Consider the following 18,216-nt stretch of genomic DNA (forward strand, 5'->3'; position numbering starts at 1 on the left):
ATCTCAGCACGGCCGGTGCGGCTCGCGATCTCCGCCGGGTCGTGGCCGTGGATCTGGGTAAGGCACGGACGACGACAAGGAGTTGCCTGGATGCGGATACGGAATCGGCGGCCCGCCCTGCGGCCCGGCCGGAGCGGTACGGGTGCGGCGGCCTGGACGGGGGCCGCCGCGATGCTGCTGGCGGCCTGCTCGGGCGGCGGAGACCAGGAGGCGCTGCCGAAGGACTGGTCCGAGCTGCGCGCCGCCGCCCGCGGTCAGACGGTGAACCTCTTCATGTACGGCGGTGACCAGGGGGCCAACGCCTATGTCGACGACGAGGTCGTACCGGCGGCAAAGAAGCTCGGCATCGGGGTCAAGCGGGTGCCGGTCGCCGACACCCAGGACGCCGTGCAGAAGGTCCTGGGCGACATCCGGGCGGGCAAGGACAGCGGTGGGGCCGTCGACCTGGTGTGGGTCAACGGCGAGAACTTCCGCACCGGGAAGCAGGCCGGCCTGTGGCTGTGCGGCTACACCGGCCTGATGCCCAGCCAGAAGTACGTCGACCACTCCGACCCGACCCTCACCCGCGACTTCGGCACCCCGGTGGACGACTGCGAAACCCCGTGGAGCCGGGCCCAGTTCGCTTTCGTCTACGACTCCGCCCGGCTCCAGGACCCGCCGCGCACGACGGCCGGGATCCTTCAGTGGGCCGAGGAGAACCCCGGGCGCTTCACCTACCCAGCGCCGCCGGACTTCACCGGTGCCGCCTTCGTCCGCCAACTGCTCTACGCCACCGCCCCGCCAGGCGCGAAGGTCCCGCAGACCTACAGCCCGGGCGCGTACGAGAAGGCGGCACCGGCGCTGTGGGAGCGACTCGCCCGGCTCAAGCCGCATCTGTGGCGCAACGGCACCACCTACCCGAAGGACGCCGCCGCCCAGGGCGACCTCTTCGCCAACGGCGAGGTGGACATGACGATGACCTACGGACCCGCCGAGGTCCCGGGCCTGGTCGCCAGGGGCCACTACCCGAAGACCACCCGCGTGTTCGTACCCGAGGACGGCACGCTGGGCAACACCAGCTACCTCGCCGTGCCGCAGAACGCCGCGCACCGCGAGGCTGCCCTGGTCCTCTCCGACCTGATGCTCTCGCCCGAGTTGCAGCACGCCAAGGCGCGGCCCGGCGGCTGGGGCGCGTACACCGTCCTCGACCACGAGCGGCTGCCCGAACGGTGGCGGAAGGAGTTCGCCGCCCTCGACACCCCCGCCACGACGCTGCCGATCGAGGAACTCTCCCGCAACGCCCGGCCGGAGCCGAGCGGCGACTGGGTGGCCCCGCTGGACAAGGGGTGGAAGCAGCACGTGCCGACGGGCTCATGACCACGCACCGCACCCGGGGGCTGCTGCTGGTGCTGCCCGCGCTCACCGTCGTGGCCCTGGCCTGCTGCGGTCTCGCCCTGGCCGTGCGCGGCAGCCTGGCCGACGGCCTCGGCAACGGCTGGAGCACCGCCGCGTACGCCGGGCTGCCCGACGACCCGGTCCTCGTCGGCTCCCTGCTGCTCAGCCTGAGGATCGCCGCTTTCAGTACGGCCGGATCCGCGGTGCTCGCCCTGGCGGTGGTCGGCGCGGTCAGCACCGCCCGGCGCGCCCGGGGCGCCGTGGAGGCCGTGGCCCGGGCCACCCTCGCCGTGCCGCACGCCCTGGCCGCCGCCGCCTTCGCCCTGCTGCTGGCCGGCTCCGGACTCGTCTCCCGCCTCACCCGCGCCGCCGGCTGGACCGACGAGCCCGCCGACTTCCCCGCGCTGGTCGCCGGCGAGGGCCAGGTCGCCGTCGTGCTCAGCTACGTCTGGAAGGAGGCCCCGTTCGTCGTCCTGATGCTGCTGGCCGCGCACACACCCGCCGTACGCGACCTGGAGACGGCCGTACGCACCCTGGGCGCAGGCCGCTGGCAGCGCCTGCGGCACGTCACCTGGCCGCTGCTGGCGCCCGCCCTGCTGGAGGCGTGCCTGCTCGTCTTCGCCTTCACCTTCGCCGCCTACGAAGTCCCCGCCCTGCTCGGGGCGACCGCGCCGCGCGCGCTGCCGGTGGAGGCGGTGGAGCTGTACCGCTCGGTCGAACTGGCGGACCGCCCGCGCTCGCTGGCGCTCGCCGTGGTCATCGGCGCGGTGGTCGCGCTGGCGGCCCTCGCCGCCGCCGTCATCTCCCGGCGACTGCTGCGCGCACGGGTCGGGGCCGGCCGGTGAACCGGCTGCACACCGTGTGGCGGGCCGCAGGGTTCGCGGTCCTCGCGATCTGGGTGGCGGCCCCCGTACTGCCGCTGCTGCTGTGGGCGTTCACCGGCCGCTGGGTCTATCCGGCGCTGCTGCCGCAGGACTTCTCCACCCGGGCCTGGGCCCGGGTGCCGGACCCGCAGCAGCAGGTCCTCGACGCGCTCGGCACCTCGCTGGCGCTGGCCTCCTGCACCGCCGTCGTCGGCACCGCCCTCGGGGCGCTCGCCGCCCGCGGCCTGGTGCTGTACGCGCCGCCGGCCGCGGGGCTGCTGCGGGTGCTGCTGCTCGCCCCGGTGCTGGTGCCGCCGTTCGCGCTCGCCGTCGGCGTGCAGGAGATGTTCGTACGCGCCGGCCTCGCCGATCAGGCCGTGGGGGTGGCGCTGGTGCACCTGGTGCCCGCACTGCCGTACACGGTGCTCGTGATGACCGGCGCCCACGCCACGTACGACATCCGCATGGAGCACGCGGCGCGGACCCTCGGCGCCTCCCGCACCGCCGTGCTGCGCCACGTCACCCTGCCGCTGCTGGCCCCGGCGCTGCTCGCCGCGGCCACGCTGGCCTTCCTGGTCTCCTGGAGCGAGTACCTCATGACCGTGCTCGTCGGCGGCGGGCTCGTCACCACCATGCCGCTGCTGCTGTTCTCCACCGCGGCCGGCAGCGGGAACCAGCCGCTGACCGCGGTGCTGGGCATCCTCATCGCCGTACCCCCGGTCCTGCTCTTCGGCCTGGCCGCCGCCCTGCTGCGGCACCGCCGCGCACCGTGGGCCGAGCCCGCCCCGCCGCCACCGCATACCGGGAGGGCCGCAGCCGCCTCATGACCTCCACCCCACCCGCCGCGGCCGGCGGCCTGAGCATGTCCGGCATCACCGTCACCCACCCCGGACGGGGCGGGCGCCGGGCAACCGTCCTGGACGGCCTCGACCTGAGCGTCGGCGACGGCCGCCTGCTCGCCCTGCTGGGCCCGTCCGGCTGCGGCAAGACCACCACCGTGCAGGTGATATCCGGGCTGCTCCCGCCCGACGACGGCACCGTCCGCATCGACGGACACGACATCACCCGAATACCGCCCGAGCGCCGCGGTGCCGCCGTCGTCTTCCAGCAGCCGATGCTGCTGCCCCACCGCACCGCGCTCGACAACGTGGCCCTCCCGGTCCGGCTGCGCGGGCAGGGCCGGCGCGCCGCCCGTACCGCCGCCCACGACGAACTGGAGCGCGTCGGCGTGGCGGATCTCGCCGGCCGCTACCCGCGCCAGCTCTCCGGCGGCCAGGCCCAGCGGGTCGCCCTGGCCCGCGCGCTGGCCGCCCGGCCCCGAGTGCTGCTGCTCGACGAGCCGTTCAGCGCCCTGGACACCGGACTGCGGCACGACATGCGCGAGCTGCTCACGTCGGTGCAGCGGCAACTGCGCCTGACCACCGTGCTGGTCACGCACGACCGGTCCGAGGCCGCCGCCGTCGCCGACACCGTCGCCATCCTGCACGGCGGGCGCGTGCTCCAGCACGCACCGGCCGCCGACCTCCATGCCCGCCCCGCCTCCCGCACCGTGGCCCGCTTCCTCGGCGCACCCACCGCGCTCCCCGGCACCGTCACCGGCACGGGACACTTCACCTGCGCACTCGGCCGGCTGGAGCTGCCCGACCGGGTCGACCACCGCGGCCCCGGCTATCTCGTCATCCGGCCCGAGGCGGTCACGCGGGGCGAGGGGCCCGACGCGGTGCCCGCCACCGTACGCACCGTGCGCCCGGACGGCGCCTTCACCGCCCTGCGGGCCGAGACGAAGGCGGGCCCCGTGCACGCCCTGCTTCCGCCCGGCCCGCCCCCGGCGGCCGGTGAACGGATCCGGCTGCGGCTGCCCGTGGAACACCGCTGGGTGGTGCCCGACTGAGCGCACCGGCCGCCGGGCGGCCCGCGCCCCGGCCTTCCCGGACGAGCGCGCCGTACGCCGTCGTCCCGCGGCGAGGTCGTCGGGCGGGACCGCCGCGGCCCGCCGCCCGGCCCGGCACCGCCTCCGCCGTTGCCTCATCCGTGGGGGGCCGGTGCGGAGCGCCACAGTCTGTTGCCCCGCAGCCGGGGGGTGAAGGCCGCGTGGAAGATGGTGGAGGCGGCGCCGACCGCGGCGGCCTCCGGGCCCAGGACCGACGCCTCGACGCGGACGTGCCGCAGGCGCCGCGCCGTGGGGACGCCGTTGACCAACTCGCCGATGTGGTGCAGGTAGTGGGGGGCGGCCTCGTCGGTGAAGAACGGTCCGCCCAGCACCACCAGGTCGATGTCGAGCAGGTCGATCAGGGCGATGGCGCCCTGGCCGATGCTCCGGGCCAGGTCGCGCACCGCGGCGCTCGCCGCCGGGTCGCCGGCCGCGGCCGCCGCGGTGATGGCACGGTACGCGTCCGCGCTGCCGGGCTCGCCGGCGGTGGCGTAGCCGTGCCGGTCGGCCAGTTGGGAGAGGCCGACCGGCGGATTGCACTCGGGAAGCACCTCCGGGGTGCCGTCCGGCGCCGTACGGCCGAGGGCGATGGCGCAGAGCTGGCCGAACTCGCCCGCGTTGGCGCTCGTGCCGCGGTGGAGTTCGCCGTTCAGGTAGAGGCCGGAGCCGACGCCGGTGCCGAGGTAGACGTAGGCGAAGTCGCGGGCGCGGCGGCCCCGGCCGATCCAGCGTTCGCCGGCCGACGCCGCGGCTGCGTCCTTCTCCATCACCAGAGGGCACCGGAAGTGGTCCTTGAGCAGGTACATCAGTGGCAGGTCGCTCCACACCGACATCAGCGGCGGGTCGAGCACGGTGCCGGAGGCGATGTCCACCGGGCCCGGGACGGCGATGCCGATGCCGAGGAAGCTGTCCTCGCGTACCGCGCCACGGGCGGCGGCCCGCACGTCGTCGCCGAGCTGGATCACCTGCTTGACCAGGACCCCGGGGTCGGCCGTCGGGCCGGCCGGCCGGGTGCGGCTGGCCACCACGTCGCCGTCGAGGTCGATGACGACGGCGGTCAGCACCTCCGGGTCGATGTGGATGCCCACGGCGTGCGCCGCGTCCCGCCGCAGCCGCACGGGGGTGCGCGGCTTGCCGGAGGTGGCGTGCCGCGGGTCGTCCTCGACGAGGATGCCGCGGGTGAGCAGGGAGCGGGAGATCCGGGAGACCGACTGCTGCGTCAGGCCGGTGCGGTGGGCGATCTCGCCGCGGGTGACGGTGCCGGCGAGCCGGACGGTCTCGATGACGACGCACTCGTTGAACGAGCCCAGGTCGATGTGGTTGGCGCCGCCGGCGGTCTCGCGGCGCGGCGCGGACCCGCCGGTCTCGCCCGGCGGGGTGCCCGCGGCCCCGGCGGGCGCGAGGCCGGCGACGGACTCGCGCAGCCACTGCACCGGGCCGCCGTGCGGCTCGCGGGTGCCCGCCTCGACGGCGCCCGCCAGGTCGAGGAACACGCGGCGGGAGGACTCCGGGTGCCGGCTGCTGTCGAGGGCGACCAGGGCGAGCAGGTAGCTGCGCCAGTTCGCGCCGGGCGGGATGCGGTGGACCGTGGTGTCCGGCGGTCGCGGTACGAGGTCCGCGGTGCCCTGCGGGACGAGGGCGTGCAGCGCCACCCGCGGATGCCGGCTGCGGGCCGTGTCGAGGAACCCGGCCAGTGCCTCCGGTTGCCGGACGGGCCGCGCCGCTCCGTCGTGGGCGGGCAGCGCGTGGCAGGCGCGGTCCAGGTGCGCGAGCACGTCGGCGCCCACGGCCGTGCCGCCCGGCGGCGGCCCGCCGGCCGCGTCCGGGCGGGCGCCCGTGAGCAGCACGAGGTGCCCGGCGTCCGCGTACAGGCCGACGAGCCACAGGTCGGGGCCCGGCAGCGGCGGCTGCGCGGGCGGGCCGGCGGCCCAGGACCGGCGGATGGTCGCGACGGTGGCGTGGGAGAGGCCGAGTTCGCGGGCGAGGGCCCGGGAGGCGGCGGCGCTGCCGGGGCTCAGCAGCGTACGGGTGATGACGTCGGCGTCGTCGACCTTCGCGGGGCGGCCCGCGCGGGAGCGGGTGCGCATGCCGTCGAGGCCGTGCGCCGTCCAGCGGTGCCGCCAGGTGCCGACGGTCTGCCGGGAGACGCCGAGCCGCCGGGCGATGTCGACGTCGCGGATGCCCTGTTCGGCGAGCAGCACGATACGGGCCCGCAGGGCGAGCGGCCCGCCCTGCACGGCCCAGCGGCCGAGTACCGCGAGGCCGCCCTCGGTGCCGGTGCCGGTGCCGGTGGCCGTGCCGGAGTCGGCGCCGGTGCTTGTGCCGGTGTCCGGAGGCTGCTGCTCAGTCATCCGCACCCCGCCGCGGCCGGGCCAGGCGCAGGGTGAGGATCTCGAACGGCCGCAGCGACAGCGCCACGCGCCCCTCGACGCAGGGGTGTTCGGTCAGCGGCTCCTCCAGCAGGTCCGTCTCGTGGACCCGGTGGACGGGGAAGTCGGCCGTGAGGCCCGCCCGCGCGCGGCCCCCGCGTGACTCGTACAGCCGGACGACGACGTCCCCGCTGCGGTCGTCCGCGAGCTTGACCGCCTCCACCACGACGTCGGGGTTGTCCACCGCGAGCAGCGGACGGTCCGGCGGCGCGGCGCACATGGCCGCGCGCATCGGCAGGTTGAGGGCGTAGCCCTCGGCGATGGCCGCCCGGACGTCGGCGCCGGGGCGCAGGCTGTGGGAGAAGCGGTGTCCGCCGCGGTCGGCGTGCGGATCGGGGCCGTACGGGGCGCGCAGCAGCGAGAACCGCACGGTGGTCGTGGTGCCGCCGCGGTCGCGGGGGGCGCGGCCCACGTCGTGGCCGTATGTGGAGTCGGCGGCCAGCGCGACGCCCCAGTTGTGCTCGCCGACGTGGATCCAGCGGTGCGCCCAGACGTCGCCGCGGGCGGCGTCCCCGTCGGCGTTCTCGTGCGTGGGCCGGGCCACGTGCCCGTACTGGATCTCCGCGCGGGCGACCTCGGCGTGCACGTCCAGCGGCCAGGCGAGCTTCAAGAGGGTGTCCCGCTCGCGCCAGTCGACATCGGTGTCGACCACGAGCGCCCGGCCGCCGGCGGTCAGCGTCAGATCCTGCACGATCACCGAACGGCCGGTGGTGCGGGTGACGCGCACGCGGGCCAGCAGGGGGCCGCGCTCGGTCGCTTCGACGGACAGCGCCTCGGTGAGGTCGCGGTGCGCGGGGCGGTTGTGGGCGCTCCCGGCGCCGGGGCGAGAGGGACCTTCGGGGTGCAGTTGCAGCACGTTGCCCGGCTCGCCGGGTGCCATCGCGTCCCGCCCGGAGGCGAGGTCGACCACCGACGTGACCAGGCCCCGGGCGTCGACGGCGACCTTCGTCATGCCGTTGTCGAGCAGGATGGCGCCGCCCGCCTCGCGGACGGTCACCGGCGCGGTGCCGGCCGGGAGCCGCCCCGCGATGCCGCGGCCGAGCGCCGGCGCCTCGGCGAACGCCGCCCACCTGCCGTCGCCGAGCCGCTGCGCGCCGGGTGCCGGGGGAGCGCCGTCGAGGACGACGACCTCGCGCCGGGGGTGCGGGCCGGCGTTCAGGACTCCGGCGCTCTCGCCGTCGGCCCCGCCCGCGGCCCCGCCCCCGGATGCCGACGCGCGCTCGACGATGCGCTCCAGCCGCCGGTGGATCCGGGCGTACGACTGCTCGGCCTCCTGGTGCACCCAGGCGATGGCGGTGCCGGGCAGCACGCCGTGGACCTGGTTCAGCAGCACCTGCTGCCACAGCTCCGCCAGTTCCTCGTACGGGTACGCGGCGCCCTCGCGGACCGCGACGGTGGCCGACCACAGCTCGGCCTCGCGCAGCAGCGCTTCGCTGCGCCGGTTGCCGCGTTTGGTACGGGCCTGGCCGGTGTACGCGCCGCCGTACGGCTGCGCGGGCAGCTCGCCGCGCCACACCGGAGCGTCCTCGTACTCCTCCGCGGCTTGCTGGAAGAACGCCGACGGGTGCCGGATCTCGACCCGCGCCGAGCCCTCCAAATCGGCGAGCCGGCGCGCCCTTTCCAGCATCGAGGCGGTGGGTCCGCCGCCCCCGTCGCCGTACCCGAAAGGGACGAGGGAGCGGGTTCCGTCGCCCTTGCCGGCGAAGTCGGCGACGGCGTCGGCGAGTTCGGCGCCGGTCAGCTCCGCGTCGTGGGCGCCGGCGGGCGAGCGGTGGGTGAAGACGCGGCTGCCGTCGATGCCCTCCCACCGGAACGTGTGGTGCGGCAGGCGGTCCGGGCCGTCGTGCGACCGCGCCCGGGTGAGGAACCAGCGGGCCCCGGCGAGCCTGGCGAGCTGCGGGTAGGCGGCGGTGGCGCCGGCGGAGCCGGGCAGCCAGACGCCGTCGGTGTCGACGCCCAGCTCGTCGCGGAAGAAGCGGCGGCCGTGACCGAACTGGCGGGCCAGCGACTCGCCGCCGGGCAGAGTGCCGTCCGCCTCCACCCACATCCCGCCGACCGGCGCCCAGTTGCCGACCGCGATGGCCTTCAGGACCCGGTCGTACGTCTCCGGCTGGTGCTCCTTCACCCACGCGTAGGTCTGCGCGGACGAGCCGGCGACGACCAGCTCGGGGTACTCCTCGGCCAGCGTGACGGCGTTCGCGAAGGTACGGACGCTCCTGCGCACCGCCTCCCACCCCGGCCACAGCCAGGCGGAGCCGGTGTGGGCGTGGCCGACGGCGACCGCGGTGTGCGCCGACTCGTGCGCGCGGCGGGCCAGCGCGGGGGCGAGCAGGCCGCGGGCCCGGGCGGCGGTTCCGGGTACGTCCCCGGGGTCGACGGCGTCGGCGGCGCGCTCCAGGGCCCGGCGGATCTCGTGCCGGCGCGGAAGCGCCTCGGGCAGCGCCCGCATCAGCTCGTCGAGCACCTCGACGTCGTGGATCAGGTGCCAGACGTCCTCCTCGCGGACGACGAGGTCGGCGGAGCGCAGCCGGTACAGCGGCTCGGTGCCCGCGGTGAGCGGGTGGCCGTAGCGGGAGCCGGCGGCCCCGCCGGCGGTGATCCGCGGGTTCGCGGCGGCCTCGACCAGCAGGCGGACCGGCTCGCGGCCGGCGGCGGTACGGGCCAGCAGCACCGAGCGCTGGTACGGGTGCAGCCCCTGGAGCGGCTTGCCCGTGTCGTCGTACACCAGGGCCCCGGCCGGATCGCCGGGACCCCCTGCCCCGTCGAAGCCGAGGTCGAGCAGCGCCTCGACGCGGCGGCCCGCGAACCGCTGGGGTATCTCGCCCTCGAACCGGAACCAGGAGGTGGACCACGGCGCACCCCAGCGGTCGCCGACCGCGCCGGGACGGAACTCCGCGCGCATGGCCGTCTGGACGGGAACGGGCTCTCCCGGGGTGGTCCAGGACGCCGTGTCCATCGGCACGCGGTGCCGGTAGAGCGCGGGCCGCAGCCATTCCCTGAGGAACGCGGCTATCCGTTCCCCGCCGGCCTGCTGGTGAGCGTGCATGGAGAGCCCTTCCTGTCCAGCTCGTGCCGGTCATGTAAAACCACGTGTGTTACGAGGTCAAGGCCCGCAGGACAGTGAGGAACGACTGACTCTCTATCGATGCTGGTGAATGGTCAGGGGCATTAATTTACGCACCCCGTCATTCTCGAAAGGAATTGCCTGACAACGGCGTCAGGGCCGCTGGACGCTGCCGTCGGTGCCGCGCAGCAGCGCCCAGCGTTCGTGCTCCAGCGGCTCGCGGAGCGGGTGGCGGCGGGCCGCCCGCTCGTCGAAGTCCACGCCGTGCCCCGGCTTCCCGGACGGTTCGAGGCCGCCGCCGTCCGGCGTGATCGTGCCGGGGAAGACGTCCAGGACCGCGGGCCTGAAGGTGGCCGCCTCCTGCACTCCGAAGGCGTGGCTGCCGATGGTCAGGGCGAGCGTCGCCGCCTGCGCCACCGGGCTGACGTCCGCCGGGCCGTGCGGCGCGAGCCGGACGCCGCGCAGCTCGCAGAGCGCGGCCAGCTTGCGCGCCGGGGTGAGGCCGCCGAGCGCCGGGATGCGCAGCCGGGCGAAGTCGATGTCCGGCCCGTTCAGCAGCGCCACGAACTGCTGCGGGTCGTGGAAGAGTTCGCCGACGGCGAGCGGGACGGGGGACGCGGCGTGCAGCCGGGCGAAGTGCGCGGCGTCCTCGGGCGCGAGCAGGTCCTCGACGAAGAACAGCCCGGCGTCCTCGACGCGGTTCAGGAACGTCATGGCCTGCCGCGGATCGAGCCGCTCGTGCACGTCGTGCAGCAGCTCCACCTCGTCTCCGACCAGCTCCCGGACCCGCGCCAGGGCCCGCGGCACGGTGCGCAGGTAGGCGGCGGAGTCCCAGGGCACCCGGCGCTCACGGGCCGCGGCCGCGGCGGCGGGATCGGCGGGGCCGGCGGACGCGGTGCCGTAGGTGTCCGCGCCGGGTACGGCGACCTGGACCCGGACGTGCCCGAAGCCGCGCTCGCGGGCGGCGAGCACCCGCTCCGCGATCTCGGCCGGGTCCGCGCCGTCGACGTGGGTGTACGCGGCGGCGCGGTGCCTTACCCGGCCGCCGAAGAGCGAGTGCAGCGGGGTGCCGAGGCGCTTGGCCTTGAGGTCCCACAGCGCCACGTCGACGCCGCCGAGGGCGTTGCCGCCGATGGAGCCCCCGCGCCAGTAGGCGCTGTTGAGCAGCAGCCGGTGGATGTCCTCGATGTCGTCGGGGTCGCGTCCCACCAGCATCGGAGCGACGTACTCGTCGAGGACCGCGCGCACCGCGAGCGTGCGCTGCGGGTCGCTGGCGCAGCCGAGGCCGTACAGTCCGGGCTCGTCGGTCTCCACCCGGACGACGAGGTGCGCGCAGCCGTGCGGCGCGGTGAGGAAGGTGCGTACGGCGGTGATGCGGGTCTTCGCGCCGCGTTCCTCGACCCAGGGAGCGGGGGCGAGGAGCGGTGCGGCGCGGTCGTCGCGGTGTGCCATGGGAACCCCCACGTTCGGATGGGCGAAAGCCTTTCGGACTTCCGAACCTAGGGAGCGTCGCTCCGCCCTGTCAACGGACGGTGGGCGCGCGGCGTCAGTGCTGGCCGAGCCGTTTGAGCAGGGTGCGCAGCGAGTGCGCCGCCTCGGTGACGGCCAGGGCGATCTCCCCGGTGCGGCGCTCGTCCATCCGGCTGGCCGGCGCCGAGCAACTGAGCGCGTCGCCGCCCTGGTCGTCCGTGCCCAGGGCCACCGCCACGCAGCGCACACCGGGCGAACTCTCGCCGTCGTCGAGCGCCCAGCCGCGCAGCCGGGCCTCCTCCAGTTGGGCGGCGAGCGCGGCGGGGTCGGTCACGGTGTCCGGGGTGAGCTGCGGCAGCGGCCAGTTGAGCATGCGGTCGACCTCGCCGGGTTCGTGCCGGGCGAGCACGGCCTTCCCGGGCGCGGTGGCGTGGGCCGGCAGCCGGTGGCCGACGGGCGAGTACATGCGCAGCGCGTGCCGCGACTCGCGCTTGGCCAGGTAGACGACGTCGGCGCCGGCGAGCCGGGTCAGGTGCACGGCCTCGCCGGTCTCCTCGGCGAGCGCGTCGAGCACCGGTCCGGCCAGCGAGACGACGTCGTCGCCCTCCAGGTAGGCGGTGCCGGTCATCAGCGCCTTCAGGCCCAGGCTGTAGCGCGTGCCCTGGCTGTCGACGTCGACCCAGCCGCGTCCCTCCATCGTGCGCAGCACCGCGTGCAGGCTGGACCTGGGCACGCTCATGGCGCCCGCCAGCTCGGCCAGCGAAAGCCGCGCGCCGTCCGCGCCCAGCAGCTCGAGGACCTCGAGCACCCGGGCCGCCGACTTGACCTCCTCGGGCCTGCGTTCACCCGCCGCTGCTGACACCGACTCCACCGGAACCTCCGCTTCGCTCGGCCGGCACCCTCCGGCGCTCGGTCAGGACGAATCCTGCCGCACCGCTTGACCCTATGACACGCCATCCATATGTTCAGGTCAACCAACAACGTTCGTCTATCTGAATGGCTTAGTGAGGTAAGGGCGATGCGCATACGCCGCTCCCGCACCACCCGGCTCGTGGCTCTGGCCGCGACGGCCACCGTGAGTCTCACCGCCCTGACCGCCTGTGGCGGTTCCTCGGGCTCCGACGACGACAAAACGCTTGAGATGTGGACGTTCAAGCAGTCCCATGCCGCGGGCCTCAAAGCCGCCGCCAAGGACTTCGAGAAGGAGACGGGGATCAAGGTCGACGTCGAGGTCTACACGCCGGACGACGCGTTCGTGACCAAGATCCAGTCGTCCGCCAAGACCGGCGACCTGCCGGACGTCATGGAGACCCACTCCGACGGCGAGGACCTGGCCTTCGGCGTCAGCGGCATCGCCCGGCAGCTCAAGGACGTCGCCGACGACGAGTGGCTGGCGCGGTTCCCGGAGGGCGGGGTGCGCGAGTCGGGCTTCGTCACCCCCGCCAAGTTCAAGGAGAACGCGGCCAAGACCGCCAAGGCGTACGGCGTGAAGGAGGGGGACCGGTACAGCATCCCCTTCACCGTCGGCACCTTCGGCATCGTCTACGCCAACAAGCAGAAGCTGGCCGAGGCCGGCATCACCGAGGCCCCGGCCACCTGGGACGACTTCACGGCCGCCCTGGAGAAGACGACGGGCAAGGACCCGAAGGGGGGCGGCCTCGGACTGGGGCTGAAGGTCCCGGACACCGGGCTGACCTGGGTCGCCCAGCCGCTGGCGTACTCGATGCTCGGCCGGGACGGCTACGAGGCGCTGTTCAGCCAGGACGAGAGCGTCAACTGGGCCTCGCCGAACGGCACGAAGGTGCTGGAGAAGTACGACGAACTCACCCCGTACTGGACGCCCGGCAGCCAGTCCCTGACCATCGACGAGGCCGACCAGGCGTTCGCCCAGGGCAAGTCGGCGTTCCTCGTGGGCGGCACCTTCACCCTGTCCTTCCTGGAACAGAACGGGATGGACCCCGACGACGTCCTCGCCTTCGGCCTGCCCCCGGTGCAGGACGGCGAGGTCGCGGACCTGAAGCTCGGGCCGCTCGCGCTGACCAACCTCGTGCTCAGCGCCACCAGCGACCGGCCGGACGACGCGGAGAAGTGGGCGAGGTACCTCTCCGAGAAGAACGTCGCCACCAAGTTCGCCCAGGCGTCCAGCGACCTGCCCGCGGCCGATCTGGGCGACGGCGCCGACGCGGCGGTGGGCCCGGCCCTGGCCGCGATGCTGGAGACCTTCGAGGGCACCGAGGAGCAGACCTACGACCCGCAGCGCAAGGGCTACTTCCCGCCCGGCTACGAGCAGGACAAGGAGGCGACGGTCCTCACCAAGCTCAGCCCGCTGAAGGAGCTGTCCCCGGAGGAGGCCGGCAAGGAGATGGCCGAGCTGAACGACAACTACTGGGAAGCCAACTCGTGACGACCGCACCCCGCTCCGCGGCGTCGGACCCGGCCGGGCGCACCAGCCCGGCCGGGCCCCCGGCGCGGGTGCGGACCCGGCGCCGTCGCCGGGTCCGCACGGAAGCCGTCTCCGGCTACCTGTTCGTCGCGCCCGCCGTGATCCTCTTCGCGGTCATGGGCGCGTACACCGTCGGCTACGGGTTCGTGCTCAGCTTCGTCCAGTGGAACGGCTTCACCCCGGACTGGGACTGGGTCGGCTTCGACAACTACGCCGACCTGCTGTGGCGCAGCCCCGTCTACGCCCCGGAGGTGCACGAGGCGGCGATCAACACCCTCTGGGTGATGATCTTCGTCCCGCTGCTCACCATCGCCGTCTCGTTCCCCCTGGCCGTCCTGCTGAACCAGGCCAAGCGCATGCAGGGCATCCTCAACTCGGTCTACTTCATGCCCTACGTGACCACGGGGATCGCGGTCTACTTCGCCTGGCGCTACATCCTCCAGCCGGACGGGGCGATCAACCTCCTGCTCGGCGGCCTCGGCCTCGGCTCCCTCGAACAGCCGCAGGGCTGGCTGGGCAACCCCGACACCGCCCTCGGCACCCTCATCGTGGTGATCTCGTGGGGCGGCGTCCCGGTCGCCATGCTGCTCTACCTGACCGGGCTCCAGTCCATCGACAAGAGCGTGCTGGAGGCCGCCCAGTTGGACGGCGCCGGCTGGTGGCGCACCCAGTTCTCCGTCGTCTGGCCCATGCTGATGCCGCTGACCGCGGTCAACGTCCTGCTCAACCTGCGCGAGTCGCTCCAGGGCTTCCAGACCTTCCTGGTGATGGCAGGGCAGAACGGCGCCCCCGGCGGCCACACCAACGTGCTCGGCCTGATGGCGTACCGGCTGGCGTTCCTGGAGGATCTCGCCCCCACGCTCGGCCTGGCCAGCGCCCTGGGCTGGATTCTCTTCGCCGTGGCGATCCTGCTCGCCGTGATCAACCTGCGCGCGATGAGGAGCCGCACATGACCCCCGCCGCCCCGGCCCCCGCCGCCCCGATGCCGACCGCCCCGGCCACGGCCGGCCCCGCCGAGAAGCGCGTGGCGGGCCGCGTCGCCGCCCGCGTCGTCGTCGCGCTGCTGCTGGGCGCGTACGCCCTGGTCAGCCTCTACCCGTTCCTCTGGATGATCTCGGCCGCGTTCAAGGACCAGATCGAGGTGGTACGCGGCGGCCACCTCATCCCAGAGAACCCGACGCTGGACACGCTCACCGACACCTGGAACCGGCTGCACTTCTTCGACTACTTCCTGAACAGCGTGCTGGTCACCCTGTACACGGTGACGCTGACGCTGGTGATCTACTCGGCCGCCGGCTACGCCTTCGCCGCGCTGCGGTTCAAGGGCCGCAAGGCGCTGTTCCGGCTGTTCACGGCGCTGCTTTTCGTGCCGGGCGTCACGGTGATGCTGCCGATCGTGATCCTGGAGAACAAGCTGGGGCTGCTCGGCACGCACTGGGGTCTCGTGCTGCCCTTCGTCAACGGGACCGCGCCGCTGTCCATCCTCCTGATGACCGGCGCCTTCGGCGCTGTCCCCACGGAACTCCGGGACTCCGCGCGCGTCGACGGCGCCTCGGAGTTCCGCATCTTCACCGGCATCTACCTCCCGCTGGCCCGGCCCGCGCTGGTCACGGTCGCGCTGCTGACGGCGATCCCGACGTGGAACGAGTACCTTCTGACCCGGGTCTCGCTCAACGACCGGTCGACCTTCACCCTGCCGCTCGGTCTACAGGAGCTGGCCTCGGAGAACGTGCCGCACTACAACAACCTGATGGCGGGTGCGCTGATCGTCGTGATCCCGGTGATCCTCCTCTTCGTCCTCCTCCAGCGCTACTTCATCAACGGCCTGGTAGGGGCGGTGAAGGGCTGATGCGGGTGCTGGTCACCGGTGCCGCCGGCCACATCGGCCGGTACGTCTGCCGGGAACTCGCCGACCACGGCTTCCGCGTCACCGCCACCGACCGCGAGCCCGTCGACGACCCGCGGGTGGACCGTACGCACACCGGAGACCTGCGGGACCGCGAGCTGGTACGCGCCGCACTGGACGGCGCCGAGGCGGTGGTCCACCTCGGGGCCATTCCGCACCCCGTGACGGACGACCCGAGCCGGCTCTTCGCCGACAACTGCCTGACCGCGCACCGGGTCCTGGAAGAGGCCGGCCAGGCCGGCATCGGGCGGGTCGTGGCCGCCTCCAGCCTCTCGGCGGTCGGTCTCGCCTGGGCCCCGCGCCTGCTCGCCCCGCGCTACCTGCCCCTGGACGCCGAGCACCCCGACCTCGTCGAGGACGCGTACGGTCTGTCCAAGCTGGTGCTGGAGGAGATCGCGCGGACCGCCCACCGCCGCTGGGGCACCGACACCGTCTGCCTGCGGCTGCCGTTCACCGGCACGGAGACCCGGCTGAAGACCCATCTCGCCCAGATCGCCGCGGACCCCGGCCGGGGTCGCAGCGGGCTGTGGGCCTGGCTGGACACCCGCGACGCCGCCGAAGCCGTACGGCACGCGCTGACCGTGCCGTTACACGGCAGCCACGTCGTCACCGTAGCGGCGCCCGACACCTCGGCACCCCTGCCCACCGAAGAGCTGCTGGACCGGTTCCTGCCCGGCGTGCCCGTGCTCGACGCGTTCGCGGGCCACGCCTCGCTCGTCGACAGCACGGCCTGCGCCCGGCTGCTGGGCTTCCGGCCGCGGCGGACCTGGCGCCGCTGAGTGGGCGCCGGCGGCACGGGAAAACCCACCCGCTGATCCGGTTAATTAGTCCATCGTATTGACAAATTGATCCCCGGATTCCTACGTTCGAACAACGCGTGCCCGGCTCCGTACCCGTACCAACCCCTGGTCAGGGCGTGTGGGTTGGGCGTCCTCCACCACCACTGCGAACGCCGTGCTCCGCCGCGCGGCGCCGATGGGAGCGTGCATTCACCTTGGCTACCGAGTCCCGACGGGCTCTCGTCGTCCGCGGCGGCTGGGATGGGCACCATCCCGTGACGATCAGCGACGGCTTCGTCCCCTTCCTGGAGGAGCACGGCTACACGGTGGGGATCCACGAGGACCTCGCGGTGTACGACGACGCGGAACTGCTCGCCGCCACCGACCTGGTCGTGCAGTGCTGGACGATGGGCACCCTCACCCCCGGGCAGAGCGCCGGCCTCGCCGCCGCGGTGCGCGCCGGCACGGGCCTGGCGGGCTGGCACGGCGGGATCGTCGACAGCTTCCAGGACCACGGCTACCACCTGCTGACCGGCGGCGCGTTCGTCATGCACCCGCCCGGCTACCTCGACCACGCCTACCGCCTCGTGCCCGAGCGCTCCGCCCATCCCGTCGTCGCCGGCCTCGACGGCTTCAGCCTCCACTCCGAGCAGTACTGGGTGCTGACCGACCCGCACATCGACGTGCTGGCCACCACCACCTTCCCGGCGGACGAACTCCACGACGAGCCCGTGACCGTGCCCGCCGTCTGGACCAGGACGTGGGGCAGGGGGCGGGTCTTCGTGTCGACGATCGGGCACAAGCCCGACGACTTCGACGTGCCCGAGGTCCGCACCCTGACCGAGAGGGGACTGCTGTGGGCGAGCCGCTGACCCCCGGCCGGCCGTTGCGCGTCGGCATCGTGGGCGCCGGAAAGATCAGCGGCGCCTACCTCGACACCCTGGCCGGGCTGACGACGCTCCGGCCGACCGCCGTCACCGACCTCGACCGCGGCCGCGCCGAGGCCGTCGCCGCGCGCTGCGCGGGCCCGGTGGCCGTGGCGGACACCCTCGCCGACCTGGTCGCCAGGGACGACGTGGACGCGGTGCTCAACCTCACCATCCCTGCGGCGCACGCCGAGGTCGCCCTCGCGGCGCTGGCCGCGGGCAAGCACGTCTACGGAGAGAAGCCGCTGGCCGCGAACCGCACGGAGGCCCGCGCCGTACTGGCCGCGGCCGGTGACGCCGGGCTGCGGGTCGGCTGCGCGCCCGACACCGTCCTGGGCACCGGCACCCAGACCGCCCGCAAGGCGGTCGACGACGGGCTGGTCGGCAGCCCGGTGGCGGCGACGGCCTTCATGACGACCGCCGGACACGAGGCGTGGCACCCGGACCCGGAGTTCTACTACCGTCCGGGCGGCGGCCCGCTCCTCGACATGGGCCCGTACTACCTGTCCGCGCTGATCCACCTGCTGGGGCCGGTCACCCGGGTCACCGGCGCCGCCTCCCGGCCGCGCGCCGAGCGCACCATCGGCAGCGGCCCGCGCGCCGGGCAGACCTTTCCCGTCGAGGTCGACACCCACGTCACCGGCGTGCTGGAGCACGCCTGCGGCGCGCTGTCCACCCTGGTCATGAGCTTCGACGTGAGGGCCGCCAGGCTGCCGCGCATCGAGGTGCACGGCACCGACGCGTCGCTGTCCCTGCCCGACCCCAACAACTTCGACGGGGCCGTCGAGCTGAACCGGGGCGACGGCTGGGAGACCCTGCCCGCCTCCGCCGGCTTCCCGGGCGCGGGGCGCGGCACCGGCCTCGCCGACCTGTCCGAGGCCCTGGCGGCCGGGCGCCCGCACCGGGCCTCCGCCGAACTCGCCGCCCACGTCCTGGACATCATGCTCACGCTCACCGACGCGGCAGCCCAGGGCCGGGCCCTGGCCGTGTCCAGCACCTGCGAGCGTCCCGCCCCGGTCGTCCTCTGACACC

General features: G+C 74.3%; 14 protein-coding genes. 10 read left to right on the forward strand and 4 right to left on the reverse strand.

Going from position 1 to position 18,216, the window contains the following annotated elements:
* Positions 1 to 90: 90 nt before the first annotated feature.
* From QBL21_RS15865 to QBL21_RS15880, 4 genes are read left to right on the forward strand one after another with little or no spacing between them, the layout of a single operon-like run.
* Positions 91 to 1,356: an ABC transporter substrate-binding protein gene (locus QBL21_RS15865; protein ID WP_407562834.1), complete on the forward strand. Its 1,266-nt coding sequence runs from the start codon at positions 91 to 93 to the stop codon at positions 1,354 to 1,356.
* Positions 1,326 to 2,219, forward strand: coding sequence for an ABC transporter permease subunit (locus tag QBL21_RS15870; RefSeq protein ID WP_407562835.1), 894 nt, complete (start codon positions 1,326 to 1,328; stop codon positions 2,217 to 2,219). Before QBL21_RS15865 ends, QBL21_RS15870 begins: the two co-directional genes overlap by 31 nt.
* Complete coding sequence (locus QBL21_RS15875; protein ID WP_407562836.1) at positions 2,216 to 3,064, forward strand: ABC transporter permease; 849 nt, start codon at positions 2,216 to 2,218, stop codon at positions 3,062 to 3,064. Before QBL21_RS15870 ends, QBL21_RS15875 begins: the two co-directional genes overlap by 4 nt.
* Entirely contained in the window at positions 3,061 to 4,128 is a 1,068-nt protein-coding gene (locus QBL21_RS15880) for an ABC transporter ATP-binding protein (RefSeq protein ID WP_407562837.1), read from the forward strand. The genes QBL21_RS15875 and QBL21_RS15880 overlap by 4 nt, the downstream gene beginning before the upstream one ends.
* 134 nt (positions 4,129 to 4,262) lie before the next feature.
* Here the strand turns inward: QBL21_RS15880 and QBL21_RS15885 are convergent, their stop codons facing one another.
* From QBL21_RS15885 to QBL21_RS15900, 4 genes are all read right to left on the reverse strand, one after another.
* Positions 4,263 to 6,518, reverse strand: a complete 2,256-nt coding sequence (locus QBL21_RS15885; RefSeq protein ID WP_407562838.1) for an ROK family protein — start codon at positions 6,516 to 6,518, stop codon at positions 4,263 to 4,265.
* Positions 6,511 to 9,642, reverse strand: coding sequence for an alpha-mannosidase (locus QBL21_RS15890; RefSeq protein ID WP_407562839.1), 3,132 nt, complete (start codon positions 9,640 to 9,642; stop codon positions 6,511 to 6,513). Before QBL21_RS15890 ends, QBL21_RS15885 begins: the two co-directional genes overlap by 8 nt.
* 171 nt (positions 9,643 to 9,813) lie before the next feature.
* Positions 9,814 to 11,112 carry an enolase C-terminal domain-like protein gene (locus tag QBL21_RS15895; RefSeq protein ID WP_407562840.1) on the reverse strand — a complete coding sequence of 433 codons (1,299 nt, stop codon included), beginning with the start codon at positions 11,110 to 11,112 and terminating at the stop codon, positions 9,814 to 9,816.
* A 94-nt stretch (positions 11,113 to 11,206) separates the two neighbouring features.
* Positions 11,207 to 11,992, reverse strand: a complete 786-nt coding sequence (locus QBL21_RS15900; RefSeq protein WP_407562841.1) for an IclR family transcriptional regulator — start codon at positions 11,990 to 11,992, stop codon at positions 11,207 to 11,209.
* A gap of 156 nt (positions 11,993 to 12,148) precedes the next feature.
* On the opposite strand from QBL21_RS15900, the gene QBL21_RS15905 reads away from it, so the two are divergent.
* The 6 genes from QBL21_RS15905 to QBL21_RS15930 all read left to right on the forward strand — a co-directional run bounded on the left by QBL21_RS15905 (position 12,149) and on the right by QBL21_RS15930 (position 18,212).
* Complete coding sequence (locus QBL21_RS15905; RefSeq protein WP_407562842.1) at positions 12,149 to 13,534, forward strand: ABC transporter substrate-binding protein; 1,386 nt, start codon at positions 12,149 to 12,151, stop codon at positions 13,532 to 13,534.
* Positions 13,531 to 14,526, forward strand: a complete 996-nt coding sequence (locus QBL21_RS15910; protein ID WP_407562843.1) for a carbohydrate ABC transporter permease — start codon at positions 13,531 to 13,533, stop codon at positions 14,524 to 14,526. The genes QBL21_RS15905 and QBL21_RS15910 overlap by 4 nt, the downstream gene beginning before the upstream one ends.
* Positions 14,523 to 15,422: a carbohydrate ABC transporter permease gene (locus QBL21_RS15915; RefSeq protein WP_407562844.1), complete on the forward strand. Its 900-nt coding sequence runs from the start codon at positions 14,523 to 14,525 to the stop codon at positions 15,420 to 15,422. Before QBL21_RS15910 ends, QBL21_RS15915 begins: the two co-directional genes overlap by 4 nt.
* A complete protein-coding gene (locus QBL21_RS15920) occupies positions 15,422 to 16,258 on the forward strand; it encodes an NAD-dependent epimerase/dehydratase family protein (protein ID WP_407562845.1) in 837 nt (278 codons plus the stop codon). The genes QBL21_RS15915 and QBL21_RS15920 overlap by 1 nt, the downstream gene beginning before the upstream one ends.
* A gap of 215 nt (positions 16,259 to 16,473) precedes the next feature.
* Complete coding sequence (locus QBL21_RS15925) at positions 16,474 to 17,130, forward strand: ThuA domain-containing protein (RefSeq protein ID WP_407562846.1); 657 nt, start codon at positions 16,474 to 16,476, stop codon at positions 17,128 to 17,130.
* On the forward strand, positions 17,115 to 18,212 hold the full coding sequence (locus QBL21_RS15930) for a Gfo/Idh/MocA family protein (RefSeq protein ID WP_407562847.1): 1,098 nt from the start codon (positions 17,115 to 17,117) through the stop codon (positions 18,210 to 18,212). Before QBL21_RS15925 ends, QBL21_RS15930 begins: the two co-directional genes overlap by 16 nt.
* Positions 18,213 to 18,216 lie beyond the last annotated feature (4 nt).

Source organism: Streptomyces sp. 184, from assembly GCF_045781775.1.
In the GTDB taxonomy this organism is placed as follows: Bacteria; Actinomycetota; Actinomycetes; order Streptomycetales; family Streptomycetaceae; genus Streptomyces.